General features: G+C 63.3%; 16 protein-coding genes. 8 read left to right on the top strand and 8 right to left on the bottom strand.

The genetic code is table 11. From position 1 onward, the window contains the following. Positions 1-2: 2 nt before the first annotated feature. The 5 genes from FJW04_RS12810 (at position 3) to FJW04_RS12790 (ending at position 4,795) form a co-directional block, all read left to right on the top strand. Complete coding sequence (locus FJW04_RS12810) at positions 3-725, top strand: M15 family metallopeptidase (RefSeq protein WP_140714936.1); 723 nt, start codon at positions 3-5, stop codon at positions 723-725. Between the two features lie 237 nt (positions 726-962). Next, positions 963-1,991 (top strand): sulfate ABC transporter substrate-binding protein, encoded by a 1,029-nt coding sequence (locus tag FJW04_RS12805; RefSeq protein ID WP_140714499.1) that lies wholly within the window; start codon positions 963-965, stop codon positions 1,989-1,991. Positions 1,992-2,013: 22 nt separating this feature from the next. Continuing rightward, on the top strand, positions 2,014-2,865 hold the full coding sequence (cysT, locus tag FJW04_RS12800) for a sulfate ABC transporter permease subunit CysT (protein WP_015317127.1): 852 nt from the start codon (positions 2,014-2,016) through the stop codon (positions 2,863-2,865). Then, the gene (gene cysW / locus FJW04_RS12795; RefSeq protein ID WP_015317126.1) at positions 2,858-3,742 is read left to right on the top strand and encodes a sulfate ABC transporter permease subunit CysW; all 885 of its coding nucleotides are present in this window, start codon (positions 2,858-2,860) and stop codon (positions 3,740-3,742) included. Before cysT ends, cysW begins: the two co-directional genes overlap by 8 nt. Before the next feature lie 12 nt (positions 3,743-3,754). Beyond that, positions 3,755-4,795 carry a sulfate/molybdate ABC transporter ATP-binding protein gene (locus FJW04_RS12790; protein ID WP_015317125.1) on the top strand — a complete coding sequence of 347 codons (1,041 nt, stop codon included), beginning with the start codon at positions 3,755-3,757 and terminating at the stop codon, positions 4,793-4,795. A gap of 44 nt (positions 4,796-4,839) precedes the next feature. Here the strand turns inward: FJW04_RS12790 and FJW04_RS12785 are convergent, their stop codons facing one another. Beyond that, the gene (locus FJW04_RS12785) at positions 4,840-5,337 is read right to left on the bottom strand and encodes a GNAT family N-acetyltransferase (protein WP_140714497.1); all 498 of its coding nucleotides are present in this window, start codon (positions 5,335-5,337) and stop codon (positions 4,840-4,842) included. Next, the gene (locus FJW04_RS12780; protein WP_140714495.1) at positions 5,325-5,606 is read right to left on the bottom strand and encodes a DUF1778 domain-containing protein; all 282 of its coding nucleotides are present in this window, start codon (positions 5,604-5,606) and stop codon (positions 5,325-5,327) included. The genes FJW04_RS12785 and FJW04_RS12780 overlap by 13 nt, the downstream gene beginning before the upstream one ends. Before the next feature lie 245 nt (positions 5,607-5,851). Here FJW04_RS12780 and FJW04_RS12775 point away from each other — a divergent pair, with 245 nt between their 5' ends. The 3 genes from FJW04_RS12775 to FJW04_RS12765 all read left to right on the top strand — a co-directional run bounded on the left by FJW04_RS12775 (position 5,852) and on the right by FJW04_RS12765 (position 8,699). After that, a complete protein-coding gene (locus tag FJW04_RS12775; protein WP_140714493.1) occupies positions 5,852-6,838 on the top strand; it encodes a sulfate ABC transporter substrate-binding protein in 987 nt (328 codons plus the stop codon). A gap of 252 nt (positions 6,839-7,090) precedes the next feature. Further along, complete coding sequence (locus FJW04_RS12770) at positions 7,091-7,540, top strand: Rrf2 family transcriptional regulator (RefSeq protein WP_140714491.1); 450 nt, start codon at positions 7,091-7,093, stop codon at positions 7,538-7,540. Positions 7,541-7,550: 10 nt separating this feature from the next. Further along, on the top strand, positions 7,551-8,699 hold the full coding sequence (locus FJW04_RS12765) for a hypothetical protein (RefSeq protein ID WP_140714489.1): 1,149 nt from the start codon (positions 7,551-7,553) through the stop codon (positions 8,697-8,699). Here FJW04_RS12765 and FJW04_RS12760 read toward each other — a convergent pair. From FJW04_RS12760 to FJW04_RS12735, 6 genes are all read right to left on the bottom strand, one after another. Next, positions 8,694-9,242, bottom strand: a complete 549-nt coding sequence (locus FJW04_RS12760) for a gluconokinase (protein ID WP_140714487.1) — start codon at positions 9,240-9,242, stop codon at positions 8,694-8,696. The genes FJW04_RS12765 and FJW04_RS12760 overlap by 6 nt on opposite strands. 2 nt (positions 9,243-9,244) lie before the next feature. After that, a complete protein-coding gene (locus FJW04_RS12755) occupies positions 9,245-10,231 on the bottom strand; it encodes an ABC transporter permease (RefSeq protein ID WP_015317118.1) in 987 nt (328 codons plus the stop codon). Continuing rightward, positions 10,228-11,208 (bottom strand): ABC transporter permease, encoded by a 981-nt coding sequence (locus FJW04_RS12750; RefSeq protein WP_015317117.1) that lies wholly within the window; start codon positions 11,206-11,208, stop codon positions 10,228-10,230. The genes FJW04_RS12755 and FJW04_RS12750 overlap by 4 nt, the downstream gene beginning before the upstream one ends. Then, the gene (locus FJW04_RS12745; protein ID WP_140665365.1) at positions 11,205-12,752 is read right to left on the bottom strand and encodes a sugar ABC transporter ATP-binding protein; all 1,548 of its coding nucleotides are present in this window, start codon (positions 12,750-12,752) and stop codon (positions 11,205-11,207) included. The genes FJW04_RS12750 and FJW04_RS12745 overlap by 4 nt, the downstream gene beginning before the upstream one ends. Before the next feature lie 77 nt (positions 12,753-12,829). Then, positions 12,830-13,957, bottom strand: coding sequence for a sugar ABC transporter substrate-binding protein (locus FJW04_RS12740; RefSeq protein ID WP_015317115.1), 1,128 nt, complete (start codon positions 13,955-13,957; stop codon positions 12,830-12,832). 308 nt (positions 13,958-14,265) lie between these two features. Further along, complete coding sequence (locus FJW04_RS12735; RefSeq protein ID WP_140714485.1) at positions 14,266-15,294, bottom strand: LacI family DNA-binding transcriptional regulator; 1,029 nt, start codon at positions 15,292-15,294, stop codon at positions 14,266-14,268. Between the last annotated feature and the right edge of the window lie 110 nt (positions 15,295-15,404).

Genomic DNA, 15,404 nt, shown 5'->3' with positions numbered 1-15,404 from the left:
GTATGCGCCAGGCGATTCAGCGCATTGGCTTTTGTGCGCTGATGAGTGCCGGCTCGGCCCTGCCGGTGCGTGCCGATCCCCTCCCCGCGGGTTTCGTTCGCCTCGCCGATGTAGCCCCATCGATCCGCCAGGACATTCGCTACGCCAACGCCGACAATTTTCTGCACCGCAAGGTGAATGGCTATGACGCGCCGGTCTGCATTTTGACCCGGGAGGCCGCCGAGGCACTTTCCAGAGTCCAGCGGGCGATCGCCACCAGAGGCCTGACGCTGGTCGTCTTCGACTGCTATCGCCCTGCCCGCGCCGTTGCCGACATGGGCGAATGGACGGCCGCGGGTGGACCGCCGGACCCGCAATGGTATCCGAAGGTCAAGCGTGGCGATCTCATCGCCAAGGGCTATGTCGGCGAACTGTCCAGTCATTCGCGCGGCTCGACCGTCGATGTTGCCATCGCGCCTGTCGACAGTACGCCCGTGCCGAAACCGGCCTGCGGCGCGATCGATGCCGACACCCTCGATTTCGGCACCGGCTTCGATTGTTTCGACCCGATGAGCGAGACCGCGCGTCGCCCGCTCGGCGCCAAAGCCGCGGCAAACCGAAAGCTGCTCGTCGATGCCATGCGTGCTGGCGGGTTCAAGAACTACGCGCGCGAATGGTGGCATTTTGCGCTGGCCCGGGAGCCATTTCAAAAGCAGCGCTTCGATTTCCCGGTGACCGTCGAGTAACCTGCCCAACCAGCCTTGCCCAACCAGCCTTGCCCAACCAGCCTTGCCCGGCAACCGCGCATCCCTAGATAGGCCGGAGGTGGGCCGACTCCGGCGCGGAGCGACCGCGAGCAAAATAGTTCTCACAACAACGACAGATCGCCGAAGATTTTCTTCAGAAGGACAAAAAAGGCAACATTCAATGCATCTTATTTCTATCAATTCGCTAGATTTGGCGCGGGTTCAACGGAGGCAGAAATGACCAAACCTCATTTCAGGAAACTGCTCGGCGCACTGGTCGCCACATCTATCCAGTTCGGCACGCTCGGTTTCGCGTTTGCCGACACCACCATTCTCAATGTGTCCTACGATCCGACGCGCGAGCTCTACAAGGCCTATGACGAGGCCTTCGCCGCGCATTGGAAGGCGGAGACCGGCGAGACGGTGACCATCCAGCAGTCGCATGGCGGATCGGGTGCCCAGGCCCGCGCGGTGATCGATGGCCTCGACGCCGATGTGGTGACGCTGGCGCTCGAAGGCGACATCAACGCCATCGTCTCGAAGTCAAAGAAGATCAATCCAGACTGGCGCACCAAATTCGAAAACAATTCGGCGCCCTACACCTCGACGATCATCTTCCTTGTCCGCAAGGGCAATCCCAAGGGCATCCACGACTGGAACGACCTCGTCAAGGACGGTGTCCAGGTGATCACGCCCAACCCCAAAACCTCGGGCGGCGCACGCTGGAACTATCTCGCGGCCTGGGCCTATGCCAACGCCAATGATGGCGGCGATGAAGCCAAGACCAAGGACTTCGTCGGCAAGCTCTACGCCAATGCTCCCGTGCTCGACACCGGCGCGCGCGGCTCGACCGTGACCTTCGCGCAAAAAGGCCTGGGTGACGTGCTGATCGCCTGGGAAAACGACGCCTATCTGGCGCTCGACGAGTTCGGCGCCGACAATTTCGACATCGTTTATCCGCCGACCTCCATCCTGGCCGAGCCACCGGTGGCCGTGGTCGACGCCAATGTCGACGCCAAGGGCACACGCAAGGTGGCCGAGGCCTATCTGAGCTACCTCTATTCCAAGGAAGGCCAGACCATCATCGCCAAGAACCATTATAGGCCGTCCAAGCCCGAACTGGTTCCGCCCCAGGATCTCGCCAAGCTGCCGCCGATCAAGCTGATCACCATCGACGATCCGCTTTTCGGCGGCTGGAAGAAAGCGCAGCCTTATCATTTCGGCGACGGTGGTATATTCGACCAGATCTACAAGCCGGCCCAGTGAGCTAAACCTAGATCGGGACGACATGACCACAGCACCCGCGCGGGCGGGGTGGCGGTTCAGACAGCCGAGCGTCATTCCGGGTTTCGGATTGACGCTCGGCTTCTCGCTTGCCTACCTCACCCTCATCATCCTCATCCCCCTATCCGGGCTGATCTGGCGTTCGGCCGCTCTCGGCTGGGTCGATTTCTGGGCCATCGCCACCGATCGCCGCACGATCAACGCCCTTCGAATCAGCTTCGGCACGGCGTTCATCGCGGCTGTCGTCAATGTCGTCTTCGGCACGCTCGTCGCCTGGGTGCTGGTGCGCTACCGTTTTCCGGGCCGCCGCATCGTCGACGCCATGGTCGACCTGCCCTTCGCCCTGCCGACGGCTGTGGCCGGCATCGCGCTGACCACGCTCTACGCGCCGAATGGCTGGATCGGCAAATTGCTGATGCCGCTCGGCATCAAGGTCGCCTACACGCCGCTCGGCATCGTCATTGCGCTGATCTTCATCGGCCTGCCCTTCGTCGTGCGAACCGTGCAGCCGATCATGGAAGAGATCGACAAGGAAGTGGAGGAAGCCGCCGCCACCCTCGGCGCCAGCCGCTTCCAGATCATCACCCGCGTGCTCTTTCCCGGCCTGGCGCCGGCCATCATCACGGGCTTCTCGCTGGCCTTCGCGCGCGGCGTCGGCGAATACGGCTCGGTCATCTTCATCGCCGGCAACCTGCCTTACAAATCCGAGATCGCGCCGCTTCTGATCGTCATCCGGCTCGAGGAATACAATTACCCGGCGGCGACCGCGATCGCCGCGATCATGCTGGCGCTGTCGTTCATCATGCTGTTGATCGTCAATCTGGTGCAGACATGGAGCCGCAAGCGCTATGGCTGATCCCGAGATCAAATCATACGAACCGTATCATGAGAGCCGCTCGGCGGCGGTGACCGAGAGCCGGCCGGCACGCGCCGTGCTGATGGCCATCGTCTTCGTCTTTCTCGCCGTCTTCCTGCTGCTGCCGCTGATCATCGTTTTCAAGGAAGCTTTCGCCAAAGGCGTTGGCACCTACCTGCAATCGCTAAGCGATGCCGACACGCGTTCGGCGATCCGCCTGACCTTGCTGGTGGCCGCGATCTCGGTCCCGCTCAACATCGTCTTCGGCATCTCGGCCGCCTGGGCGATCGCCAAGTTCGAGTTCAAGGGCAAGGCCTTCCTGACCACGCTGATCGACCTGCCCTTCTCGGTCTCGCCGGTCATTTCGGGTCTGGTCTACGTGCTTCTCTTCGGTGCTCAAGGGTTGCTCGGCGAGTGGCTGAAGGCACATGGCATCCAGATCCTGTTCGCCGTGCCGGGCATTGTGCTGGCCACCGTCTTTGTCACCTTCCCCTTCGTCGCCCGCGAACTTATTCCGCTCATGCAGGAACAGGGCAATGGCGACGAGGAGGCGGCGCTGTCGCTTGGCGCCAATGGCTGGCAGGCCTTCTGGTACGTGACCTTGCCTAACGTCAAATGGGGCCTGCTCTACGGCGTCCTTTTGTGCAATGCGCGCGCCATGGGCGAGTTCGGCGCGGTTTCGGTGGTGTCGGGCCACATACGCGGCCTGACCAACACCATGCCGCTGCATGTCGAAATCCTCTACAACGAGTACAACGCCGTCGGCGCCTTTGCCGTTGCTTCCTTGCTTGCCGGGCTGGCGCTCGTCACGCTGGTCTTGAAAACACTGCTCGAGATGCGCTACGGCGCCGAACTCGCCGCGACGCGCGGACATTAGAAGGTTCATTGCATGGAAGTTCGCGTTGCCAACGTGCGCAAGGAGTTCGAGCGGTTTCCGGCGCTCCACGATGTCTCGCTCGACATCAAGTCGGGCGAACTGATCGCGCTGCTCGGACCGTCCGGCTCCGGCAAGACGACGCTGCTCAGGCTGATCGCCGGACTGGAGCGCCCGACGCGTGGGAAAATCTTCTTTGGTGACGAGGACGCTTCGCAGAAATCGATCCAGGAGCGCAACGTAGGCTTCGTCTTCCAGCACTACGCGCTGTTCCGCCACATGACGGTGGCCGACAATATCGGCTTCGGCCTCAAGGTGCGGCACGGGCCGACGCGGCCGTCGACCCCCGAAATCCGCCGCCGCGCCTCCGAGCTTCTCGATCTTGTCCAGCTTTCAGGGCTGGAGAAGCGCTATCCGGCGCAGCTTTCGGGCGGCCAGCGCCAGCGTGTGGCGCTCGCCCGCGCCATGGCCATCGAACCCAAGGTGCTGCTGCTCGACGAGCCGTTCGGCGCGCTCGATGCGCAGGTGCGCCGGGAACTGCGTCGCTGGCTGCGCGAAATCCATGACCGCACCGGCCACACCACCGTCTTCGTGACCCACGACCAGGAAGAGGCTTTGGAGCTTGCCGACCGCGTCGTGGTGATGAGCCAGGGGCGCATCGAACAGGTCGGCACCGCCGACGACATCTACGACACGCCGAACTCGCCTTTCGTCTACGGCTTCATCGGTGAATCCAGCTCCCTTCCCGTCAAGGTCGAGAATGGCGAGATCTGGCTGGCCGACCGTCCGATCGGATTGTCGGCGCCGCATGCGCCCGAGGGCGACGCGATGCTCTACTTCCGGCCGCATGACGTCGAACTGCTGGACGGCTGCAGCGGCTGCATCGCCGGCACCGTGGCCGCCAGCCGCCGCGTCGCCGGCACAAGGCGCGTCGAGCTCGAGATCGGCGGCGAACGCCAGCGGGTCGAGATCGAACTGCCGGTCGATCATCCGGCGGCGCAGAAGAGCCGCGTGGCGTTCCGGCCGGGGCGCTGGAAGCTGTTTCCGGCTGCGTAGCGATAGGACCGCCGTCAATCCCTATCCCGGTCGAGGGCGGCCGCCTACCCTTTCACCAGGCCTTTCAACGACAGCACCAATGTCATGGGATTTTTCGGGGAAGCCGCAAAGCCATGGCGCTCATAAAAGGCTTTCGCTTCGTCCGATATCGCATGAACAAAAATTCCGCGTATCCCGAGGATCGTCGCGGCTTGACCGGCGCGCAGGACGGCATCTTGCAGAAGCGCTGCACCCAGTCCCTTCCCTTGCCAGCCTGTGCCCACCGCGAGACGCCCGAGCACGACCATTGGAATGGGATCCGGCATGTTGCGCCGAACAATGCCGGGCGCTTCCGCTAGGTCAAGCCCGCCCGAAGACAGGCAGTAGTAGCCGACAACGCGTATGCCTTCCGCGACCACATAAGTACGAGATGCGCCACTGACCTGGTTGGCCCGTGCGCGGCGGCGAAGCCATTGGTCGAGACTTTCCGTTCCGCTTTGGAAAAGTTCGAGATCGTGGTTCTCGGCCAGCGGCGTGGGCGCCGACAGCCTCAGTCCTGCCATGGCTTGGGCACGTTCATAAGACGCGCAAAACCTTCCCCGCTTGGCGGTTCATCGAGGATGTCGAGATAGTGCCGGTAACTCTCGGCATCCACCTTGATCAGTGTTTGGTCCAGGAGCGTATCCTCGGCCGCGCGGTAGGCGGCATCGATCATGAAATCGGAACGGGTTTTCCCGCGTAGCTTCGCGGCGCGGTCAATCAGTATGCGCATATCCTCGCGAATGCGCAGATTGACAGGCTTAGCGTGAGTTTCGGCTGCGGCTTTCGCCATGGAGGGCTCCTTTCCTTCACCATAACATGCCGCATACACAATGTGTATCTATTTGTCCTTTCCATTGGGAAAAGGTTGACGTGAACCGAGCTCCAATATGATGCCGCTCAAAAGAAAAACCTAGGATCAGCCTGTCTGGGAAACGGTTTTCTAGCAACGAGTGCCAAGCCCTGAATCTATGCCTCGCCGCCCCTTTGTACCCTCGCTATGCTTGAACGATAAAACATTACATCCGGAGCCATTTCATGAAGCGATTTTTCCTCGGCGTTGCCGTCGCAGCCGGCCTCATCCTCGCATCCTCCCAGGCTTGGTCGGCCGACAAGCTGCTCAACGCCTCCTATGACGTCGGCCGCGAACTCTTCGTGCAGGTCAACAAGGCCTTTATCGCCAAGCATCCGGGCGTCAGCGTCGACCAGTCCCATGCCGGCACCTCGGCGCAGGCGCGTGCCATAGCCGAGGGCCTCGGCGCCGATGTCGTCACCTTCAACCAGGTCACCGATGTCGACTTCCTGGTCAAGAAGGGCCTCGTCTCGACCGACTGGCAGAAGGATTTTCCCGACAACGCCTCGCCCTTCTATTCGCTGCCTTCGTTTCTCGTCCGCGCGGGCAATCCCAAGCACATCAAGGACTGGAACGACCTCGTGCGCGACGATGTGCAGGTGATCTTTCCCAATCCGAAGACGTCGGGCAATGCGCGCTACACCTATCTGGCGGCCACCGCCTACGCCAAGGAAGCCTTCAAGGGCGACGACGCCAAGGTGAAGGAGTTCATCACCAAGCTGTTCAACAACGTGCCGATCTTCGACACCGGCGGGCGCGCCGCGACAACCACCTTCGTGCAGCGCGAGATCGGCGACGTGCTGATCACCTTCGAATCCGAGACGCGCGGCATCCGCAAGGAATATGGCGACGACAAGTTCGAGCAGGTCACCCCTTCGGTCAGCCTGCTGGCGGAATTCCCGGTGGCGATCGTCGACAAGGTCGCCGACGAACACGGCACGCGCGACCTGGCCAAGAGCTATCTCGACTTCCTCTATACGCCCGAGGGCCAGGGCATCGCTGCCGAGAATGGCCTGCGCGCACGCGACGCGGCTGTCGCGGCCAAATACAAGGCCGATTTTCCGGACGTGCGCCTGCTGACGGTGGAAGACGTCTTCGGCGGTTGGGACAAGGTCCAAAAAGAGCATTTCGCCGCCGGCGGCCTGCTCGACCAAGCTTATGGCAGCCGGTAAAGTTTCAGCGGTCCGAAAGAAAGATCAGGAGAGCCGGCCCCGAGGCCGGCTTTTCCTGTTTAGGCAGCCGATAGGGCAAATCCGGCGCCCTTCGTGCAAAACGTTACAAACAATCAACGCGTATGTGCCAAACATGCCTTTCCAATGGCTTGTTTTCGCGAACGGCAGCGTGTGGAAGCAATGCCGTCATCATTTGCACACAAACAGCCGCCAGATGCGGGGTGGTTGGGGCTTCAACGGGTTGACTCGGGCATGCTGACGAAAAAAGGCAAATACGGCCTCAAGGCCCTCGTGCATCTTTCCAACCTTCCGGTTGGCCAATTGGCCTTCGTCAACGACATCGCCGTCGCCAACAACATCCCGAAGAAATTCCTCGATGCCATACTGGGCGAATTGCGCAACGCCGGCTTCGTCCAGAGCCGCAAGGGCAAGGAAGGCGGCTATCGCCTCGCCCGCCCCGCTTCCGAGATCAAGATCGGCCATGTCGTGCGTGTGCTGGACGGTCCGCTGGCGCCGATACCTTGCGCCAGCCGCACGCAGTACCAGCGCTGCGAGGATTGCGACGAAGCGACCTGCCAGGTCCGGCACATGATGCTGGAAGTGCGTCAGGCGATCGCCGAGGTGCTGGACAACCGCAGCCTCGCCGCCATGCGCGATGCCGACAACGACGATTTTCCGGTCGGGTTGACATCCCAGATCTAGAGCCGGGCGAATGAGGCTGTCGAGGTTCACGAAATCCCGAAAAGCCCGCCGCAAGCCATCGGCAGCCAGCTTCCGCACCGAGATCATCACCGACGTCTTTGTCCCCGAATATGCCGAGGACGTGCGCTTCTTCAGCCGCAAGCAGCTTAACGCCGGCAAGCTCCGCCGCTTCTCCACCAGGGATCTTCGCGAAAGCCTGGCCGCCCTCTTCTACCTAGCGGTCGCGGCGGTGCTGCCGGTGCGCTGGTGGTCGCCGATCTGCGATTGGGCGTCGCGGTTTCGCCTGAAGCGTCATATGCGCAAGGATTTCCCCGGATATGCCGCCGCAACCCGCGCGGTGCTCGGCAGCGACATCGATGCGCGCAAGCTGTTCGAGGCATTGCTCGCGGCGCGCCATCGCCGCCGCATGCAGCTTGCCGCGCATCTGGTCGCCCGTCGCTGGACGCCGGCGATCCGGCTGGAAGGGCTTGAGGACTTGCAGGCCGCTTTGCAACGCGGCCATGGCGCGATCCTCTGGTGCGATCAGTTCACCGCCCAGACAATGATCGGCAAGCGCGCCATGCATGAGGCCGGCATCGAAGCGCATCAGGTCAGCGTCAACACGCATGGCGTTTCCGAGACGGCATTCGGCCAGCGCTTTCTCAATCCGCCAATGGTTCGTGTCGAGAACCGGTTCCTGAAAAGCCGGATCGTCTTCGACCGTGACGATGCCTATCAGGTCACCATCCGCATTCAGAAGATGCTGAGGCAGAACGGCGTCGTGATGATGACCAACACAATCCACGCCGGCTCGACCTTCACCGAAACCGCGCTTGGCGAAAGCGGCTGGACGCACCTTGCCTCGGCACCGGCGAATTTCGCCGCGCGCGGCAAGACGGCCCTGTTTGCGATGTCGACCTTCGAGGTCGTTCCCTTCCGGGAATATCGCGCCGTCTTGAGCCCCGAGCTGGTGCCGGCGGCACCGGCGCTCCAGGCAGCGGACACAGTCAGGGACGGCGCCAAGAACATGGCCCTGCAGGCACGCTACATCTTGCTCAAACGCGACCGCCTGCTGCAAGCGCTGAAAGAGTGCCCCGAGCAGATGATGTCCTGGTCGCGCCATGAGCGGTTGACGGAAGCCCAGGACGGCATCGGCATCAGCGCTGAAGAAGGCTCATGACGGGCGTATCAAGCGCATTGCCTGGGCGACGAGTTCGTCGACCGGCCGTGTCGCGTCGAGCGTCAATGCCCGCTCGTCTTGCCCCGGCGGCTCGAGGATGGCGAACTGGCTGTCAACCAGGCTTGCCGGCATGAAATGGCCCTTGCGGTTGCCAACGCGCCGCCGCGCGGTGGCGGGATCGATCTCCAGATAGAGGAAGACGATATCAGGGCAAAAACCGCGCAGGCGCTCGCGATAACCGCGCTTCAGCGCCGAGCAGGCGGCGACCACACCTTGCCGCTTGCCGATCGATGCCTGGATCTGCTCGCCGATCGCGTCGAGCCAGCCTTCGCGCAGTTGATCGGTGAGCGGTTCGCCGCGTGCCATGCGGGCGACGTTTTCGGGCGGATGCAGCCTGTCGCCCTCGATGAAGACGGCACCGAGCGCGGTGGCCAGCGCGATGCCGACGGCTGACTTGCCGCAGCCGGCGACACCCATCACCACGATGGCCGCTGGCGCCAAACCGGAAGCGCCCGTCGGCGCCTGCGCTGCGTTTTCGTCCACCGTCAGCGGCTCGCCGGCGCGCGGCCATAAAGCAGGAGCATGGCGACGATGACGACGCCATAGATGATCTGCCGTCCCGCCTCCGGCATCTGCATGACCGAGAGGATGGATTGCAACAGCGTGATCAGGATCACGCCGGCGACGGTGCCGAGATAGGAGCCGCGCCCGCCCAGGATCGAGGTACCGCCCAGCACCACGGCTGCGATCGACGGTAGCAGATACGCATCGCCCATCGACTGCGCCGCCTTGGAGGCGTAGCCGGCCAGCAGCACGCCGCCGAAGGCGGAGAGCCCTCCGGAGACGGCGAAGGCGATCATCACCACGCGTCTCGTGTCGATGCCGGAGAGATAGGCGGCACGCTCGCGGTTGCCGATGCCATAGACCGCGCGGCCGAAGCCGGTGCGCGTCAGCACGAACACCATCGCGATCCCTATAAGCGCCCAGATGATGACGGCGTTGGGGACGCCCGGAATGGTGAAGCCGGTGGCCAGGTAGCGCATGGCGCCGGTCGCCGAATCCTGTGGCGAGAAGCCGCCGGTATAGACCACCATCAGCCCTTGCGCGACGGCATTGGTGGCGAGCGTGATGATCATTGAGGGAATGCGCAAATAGGCGACGCCGATGCCGTTGACGATGCCGATCAGCACGCCGCAGAAGATGCCGAACGGGATCGCCAGCACCACCCCGGCCGGACCGTAGGCGGCTGCCGCGCAGGCCATCATCGCGCCCGCCGCCACCGACCACGGCACCGACAGGTCGATCTGGCCGAGCAGGATGACCAGCATCATGCCGGTGGCGATGACGCCGAGGAACGAGGCCACCTTGAGCTGCTGCAGGAGATATTCAGGCGACAGGAAGCTGCGTGAATAGAGACTGCCGACCAACAGCAGCACCACGATGCAGGCAAAGGCGGTCAGCACCGCCGGGTCGGCGCGGCGGATGAATTTCGGCATGCGGCCGGCAATGCCGCCCAAGGTCGTCTCGCTCACAGGAACCACTCCAGCCGGTTGCGGACCCGAAACAGGGCGAAGGCGCCGAGGCTGACGGCGACCAGCAGGATAACGCCCTGGAACAGCGGCTGCCAGAGCGGATCGAAGTCGAACACGAACAACAGGTCGCCGATGGTGCGGAAGGCAAGGGCGCCGAAGATGGCGCCGATGGCGCTTCCCTTGCCGCCGAACAGCGACACACCACCCAGCACGACCGCCGCGATCGAGAACAACGTGTAGGAGTTGCCGCTCGCGTAGGCAGCCTCGCCCGTATAGGTGAAGAAGGTGAGGAACAGCCCGCCGATCGCCGCCAGCAGCCCGGCCAGCGTATAGGCGGCGAACTTGCCGCGCCGGATCGGCACGCCGGACATATAGGCCGCCGTTTCCGAAGAGCCCGCCGCGTATGCCGCGCGGCCAAGGATCGAGCGGCTGAACGGCACCCAGATCACCAGCACGATGGCGAGCAGCACCACCAGGCTCGCCGGCACAAAGCCGAACACGCGGCCGGTCAGCGCGTCGGCCAGGTCCTCATTGACCGAACCGCCCGGGAAAGGTCGCAACAACAGTCCGATGCCGTAGTAGACAGCCCCGGTGGCGATGGTGGCGACGATCGGCTGCAGCCGCCCATAGATGACGATGGCGCCGTTGACGGCGCCGCACAGAAGGCCCGCCACAAGCACGGCGATGACGCCGAGCGTGGTCTGCAACGGCGTGCCTACCACCAGCCAGGAGGCCAGGCAGTTGGTGAGCAGGAAGATCATGCCCACGGACAGGTCGATGCCGGAGGTGATGACGACCAGCGTCTGCGCCATGGCGACGAAGGCAAGCAGCACGCCCTTGTTCGCCGCCGTCTGCACGACATTGGCGGTGAAGCCCGCCGGGTGGTTCGAGGTGTAGATGACGAACATGACGATGAAGATGCCGAGAGCCAGCAACGTTCCGCGCTGCTCGGCCAGCCAGTAGCGCCAGTCTTTCACACGCTTGCTCCCAGGCCCACCGGGCTCTCCTCGCCATGGATGTTGAGCGCGCTCGCTATAAGCGCCCGCTCGGTGATCTCGCCGCCGACCAGCTCGCGCTTGACGGCGCCGTCATAGAGCACCAGGACCCGGTCGCAGCAGCCGATCAGTTCGTCATAGTCGGTCGAATAGAACAGGATCGCCGCGCCCGCATCCGCCAGCTTGCGCATCAGCTGATAGATCTCCTGTTTGGTGCCGACATCGATGCCGCGTGTCGGGTCGTTGAGCAGGATGATGCGCGGCTGGCGCATCAGCCATTTGGCGATCACCACCTTCTGCTGGTTGCCGCCCGACAGCGCGCCGACCGGAATGTCGAGGCCCGCCGTCTTGATCGCCAGCAGGCCGACCATGTCGTCGATCAGCCGCTGTTCGGCGGCGCGATCGATGATGCCGCCTTTCGACAGCCGGTCGAGCGCGGCGAAAGACAGGTTTTCGCGCACCGTCATCGGCAGCATCAGTCCTTCGGTCTTGCGGTCCTCCGGGATGAGCGCCATGCCGACGCTATCCTCGCGGGCCGCTGCCGGGCTGGTGATCGTCACTGGCTTGCCGTCGATCAGCACCTCGCCGGAGAGGCCGCGCAGCACACCGAAGAAGGCGAGCAGCAATTCGCGCTGGCCTTGGCCGTCGAGCCCGCCGAGGCCGACCACCTCGCCTGCCCTGACCGTCAGCGAGATATCGTGCAGCCGGTCGGCCCAGGACAATTTGCGCGCCTCGAGCCGGGGGGCGGCGCCAGTGGGTGCCGCCGCCGGCTTGGGCGGAAAAATATGGCTATATTCACGGCCGATCATCAGCTCGACCACCTCGTTGTCGCTCTTAGAGCCGGCCTCGTAGCTGGCGACATTGCGGCCATTGCGGAACACGGTGCAATGGTCGGCCAGTTCGGCGATCTCATTCATGCGGTGCGAGATGTAGAGCAGCGCCAGCCCTTCCGAGCGCAGTCGTTTCAAGACGCCGAAGATCTTCGCGACATCCGCCGCCGTCAGCGCCGAGGTCGCTTCGTCGAGGATGAGGATGCGCGGTTTCCTGGCCAGCGCCTTGGCGATCTCCACCATCTGCCGTCGTGACAGCGGCAGGTCCTTGACCAGCGCCAGCGGATGGATGTCGCCGGCACCCGCGCGCGCCAGCGCATCCTCGGCGATGCGCCGCTGCGCCCTGCGGTCGATCATGCCGAAGCGTTTTGGCGGATCGGAAATGACGATGTTGTCGGCGACGCTGAGTTCGGGGATCAGCGACAGTTCCTGGAAAATGCAGACAATGCCGGCCTTGTTCGCCGCACCCGGCGACGCGAAGGTCACCTCGCGTCCGTCCAGCGTCATTTGGCCCTCGTCGGGCGCCACGACACCGGCCATGACCTTGATCAGCGTCGATTTGCCAGCCCCGTTTTCACCGAGAATGGCGTGGATGCTGCCGGCCTCGACCGTCAGTTCGGCCTTTTCCAGCGCCCGCACGCCGCCATAGCGCTTGGAAATGCCTTCCATGCGAAAAAGTGGAACCGCACCGTCCATCAACCCTCCCCAGGGCGATTGTGGGATTGCAGGCTGGCGCCGCGGGATCAGCCGCGGCGCCAGACGATAGAAAGCGATTACTGGTTTTCCTTGGTCTGCCCCATGATTTCCTGGGCGCTGAAATTGATGCCGCAGGTCGGGAAGGAATTGCCGACGAAGAAATTGTCGGACTCCTTCGGGAAGTAATCCGTGCCTTCCTTCATGTCCGGATCCGTGGCGACGGCCAGAGGCAGCTTCACCTCCTGCGGCACCACTTCGCCTTCGAGTGCCGCGATCGCCGTCTTGATGGCGACGGCGACCTGGGCCGGGCCCGAGCCGGCGGAGGTGCACTTCAGGCCATCGGCCGAATGCGCCGCGCAGAACTTGCGGAAGCCGTTTTCGGTCTCGCCGCCGAACGGCACGAACGGATGCTTGGCGTCCATCATCGCCTGCACGATGCCGGTGTCGCCGCCCTGGCCGGTGATGCCGTCGAACGGACCGTTGGTGGCGATCGCATCGGCGGTCACTTTCTGCGCCACGCCGTCATCCCATTTGCCGGCGACTTCGGTCACATCCCACTTCTTGCCGGAGGCGTCGAACACCTCATGGATGCCGTTGTGGCGATCGGTGTCGACGGAGGTGCCGGCGACGCCGCGCACTTCCAGGATCTTGCCGCCATTCGGGATCTTGGCGACCAGCCACTTGGCCCACAGTTCGCCAAGTCCCTTCTGGTCGACATTGACGTTGATAGCGTCCTTGGTGTCGAGAATATTGTCGAAGGCGACCAGCACGATGCCGGCTTCCTTGGCGCGTTTGATGACCGGGCCGAAGGCGGTCGGGTTCTGCGCGTCGGTGACGATGGCGTCATAGCCGGAATCGATGAAGTTGTTGATCGCCGAAATCTGCGCCGGCACGTCCTCGCCCGTCGAGACGACCTTGAATTCCTTGATCTTTGCCTTCACGTCGGGCTGCGACGCATAGGCCTTGGCCGTCTGCACCATCTGGATGCGCCAGGTGTTGGCGATATAACCATTGGCGAAGGCGATGCGGAACGGACCTTCCTTCTTCGGAAATTTGAAGAACTTGGTGTTCGCGTCCCAGGGCGCGAAACAGTCGGCCTGGGCGGCGGGACCGGAGACGATCTCCGGGCCGGCGGCCATGGCCGCCGAATTGAGCATGACGAATGCGCTGGCAGCAACGATGCCGCCGACAAGTGACTTGATCATCGATAATCCTCCCGATTGCAGTTCCGATTTGTCGGTTCAGTTTTTATGCGATTTCGCACTCCCGGCTGGCACCTCCCGCCTTACCCAGTCACGCCTGCCAGCTGCCGAAGACCTCCGCGATCCCACCCCTTACCGTCTCCTTCGATTGGGAAAAAGGTATCATATTATACATAATAAACAAGCATGAGCTGTTGCTTATGTATAATAAACAGGCCCAACAGTTGAGTGGCGAAGCTCTCCAATGGAAAATGGTAGCGCTACCATGACGTTGTGTAAAGCGTCATTCGCGGGTGTTCTCGAAAGCGTGTTCAGCGGGCTGTGCTCTCGCGGCGCTTGAGCTCGAAGCCAAGGTCGACGACCCGCTGCCGCGGCCTGTCACCCGATATCGCCGCAAGCGCCATGGCCACCGCGCGCCTGCCGATTTCGTAGCGATGGGTGCGGATGCTGGTGATCGAGGGAAACGCCACCTGCATCATGTCGAGATCGTTGAAGCCGACAATGCCGATGGTCTTCGGCACCTCGATCGAGGCACGATGGCATTCGAACAGCACGCCGAGCGCGATGTCGTCATTGTTGCAGAACACGCCGTCGAGCGTCGGCATCTTGGCAAGCGCATCGCGGAAGAGTTCGCGGCCTAGCGGCACGCTGGACAGCACCGGCGTGGTGGTGATCAGGCGCGGGTCCGAGAGGCCGGCCTTCTCCATCGCCACCCGGTAACCAGCCAGGCGCCGCTGCGAGCGCGGGTCCATGCGTGCACCGATGAAGCCGATCCGGCGATACCCGGCCTCTATCAGGTGCTCGGTCGCCGTCAGGCCGCCATCGAGATGCGAGAAGCCGACCATCATGTCCACCGGATCGGGTCCGGTCTCCATCACCTGAACCACCGGGCAACCGGCATTCTCCAGGAGTTTTCGCGAAGCAGGCGTCTGATCGATGCCGGCAATGATGAGCGCGGCCGGGCGTTGCGAACCGAACAGCTGCAGCAACCGCTCTTCCTCCAGTCCGGAATAGTGCGTGTTGCCGAGCTGGATGCGGAACGGGCTGTCCGACAGGCTGTCATAGATGCCGCGCACCACCTCGGCGAAGACATTGTTGGTCAGCGAAGGCACCAGCACGCCGAACACTTCGGCGCGCGCCGAGGCCAATGCGCGCGCATTGGGGTCCGGCACATAGCCGAGTTCGTCGACGGCGGCCTGGATCTGACGGCGCAGCTCCTCGGAAACACGTGCCGGGTCGCGCAGCGCGCGTGAGACGGTGATGGCGCCGACGCCGGCCTTGCGTGCCACATCCGACAGGGTTGGGCGGCCACCGCCTCGGCGCGAACGCGGCTTGGTCACGCTCTTGGCCCATGCGCATGGCCATCGAAGCGCGCCCGCAATGCGATCTTTCCAGCTGTCGCCATCTCACCGGCCTGTTGCCGCACCCATCCGCCCTGGCGTCGCGCAGT

The organism is Mesorhizobium sp. B2-7-3, assembly GCF_006440715.1.
In the GTDB taxonomy this organism is placed as follows: domain Bacteria; phylum Pseudomonadota; class Alphaproteobacteria; order Rhizobiales; family Rhizobiaceae; genus Mesorhizobium; species Mesorhizobium australicum.
Note: the sequence above shows the minus strand (reverse complement) of the source record. Positions and strands in the feature narration are given on the sequence as shown.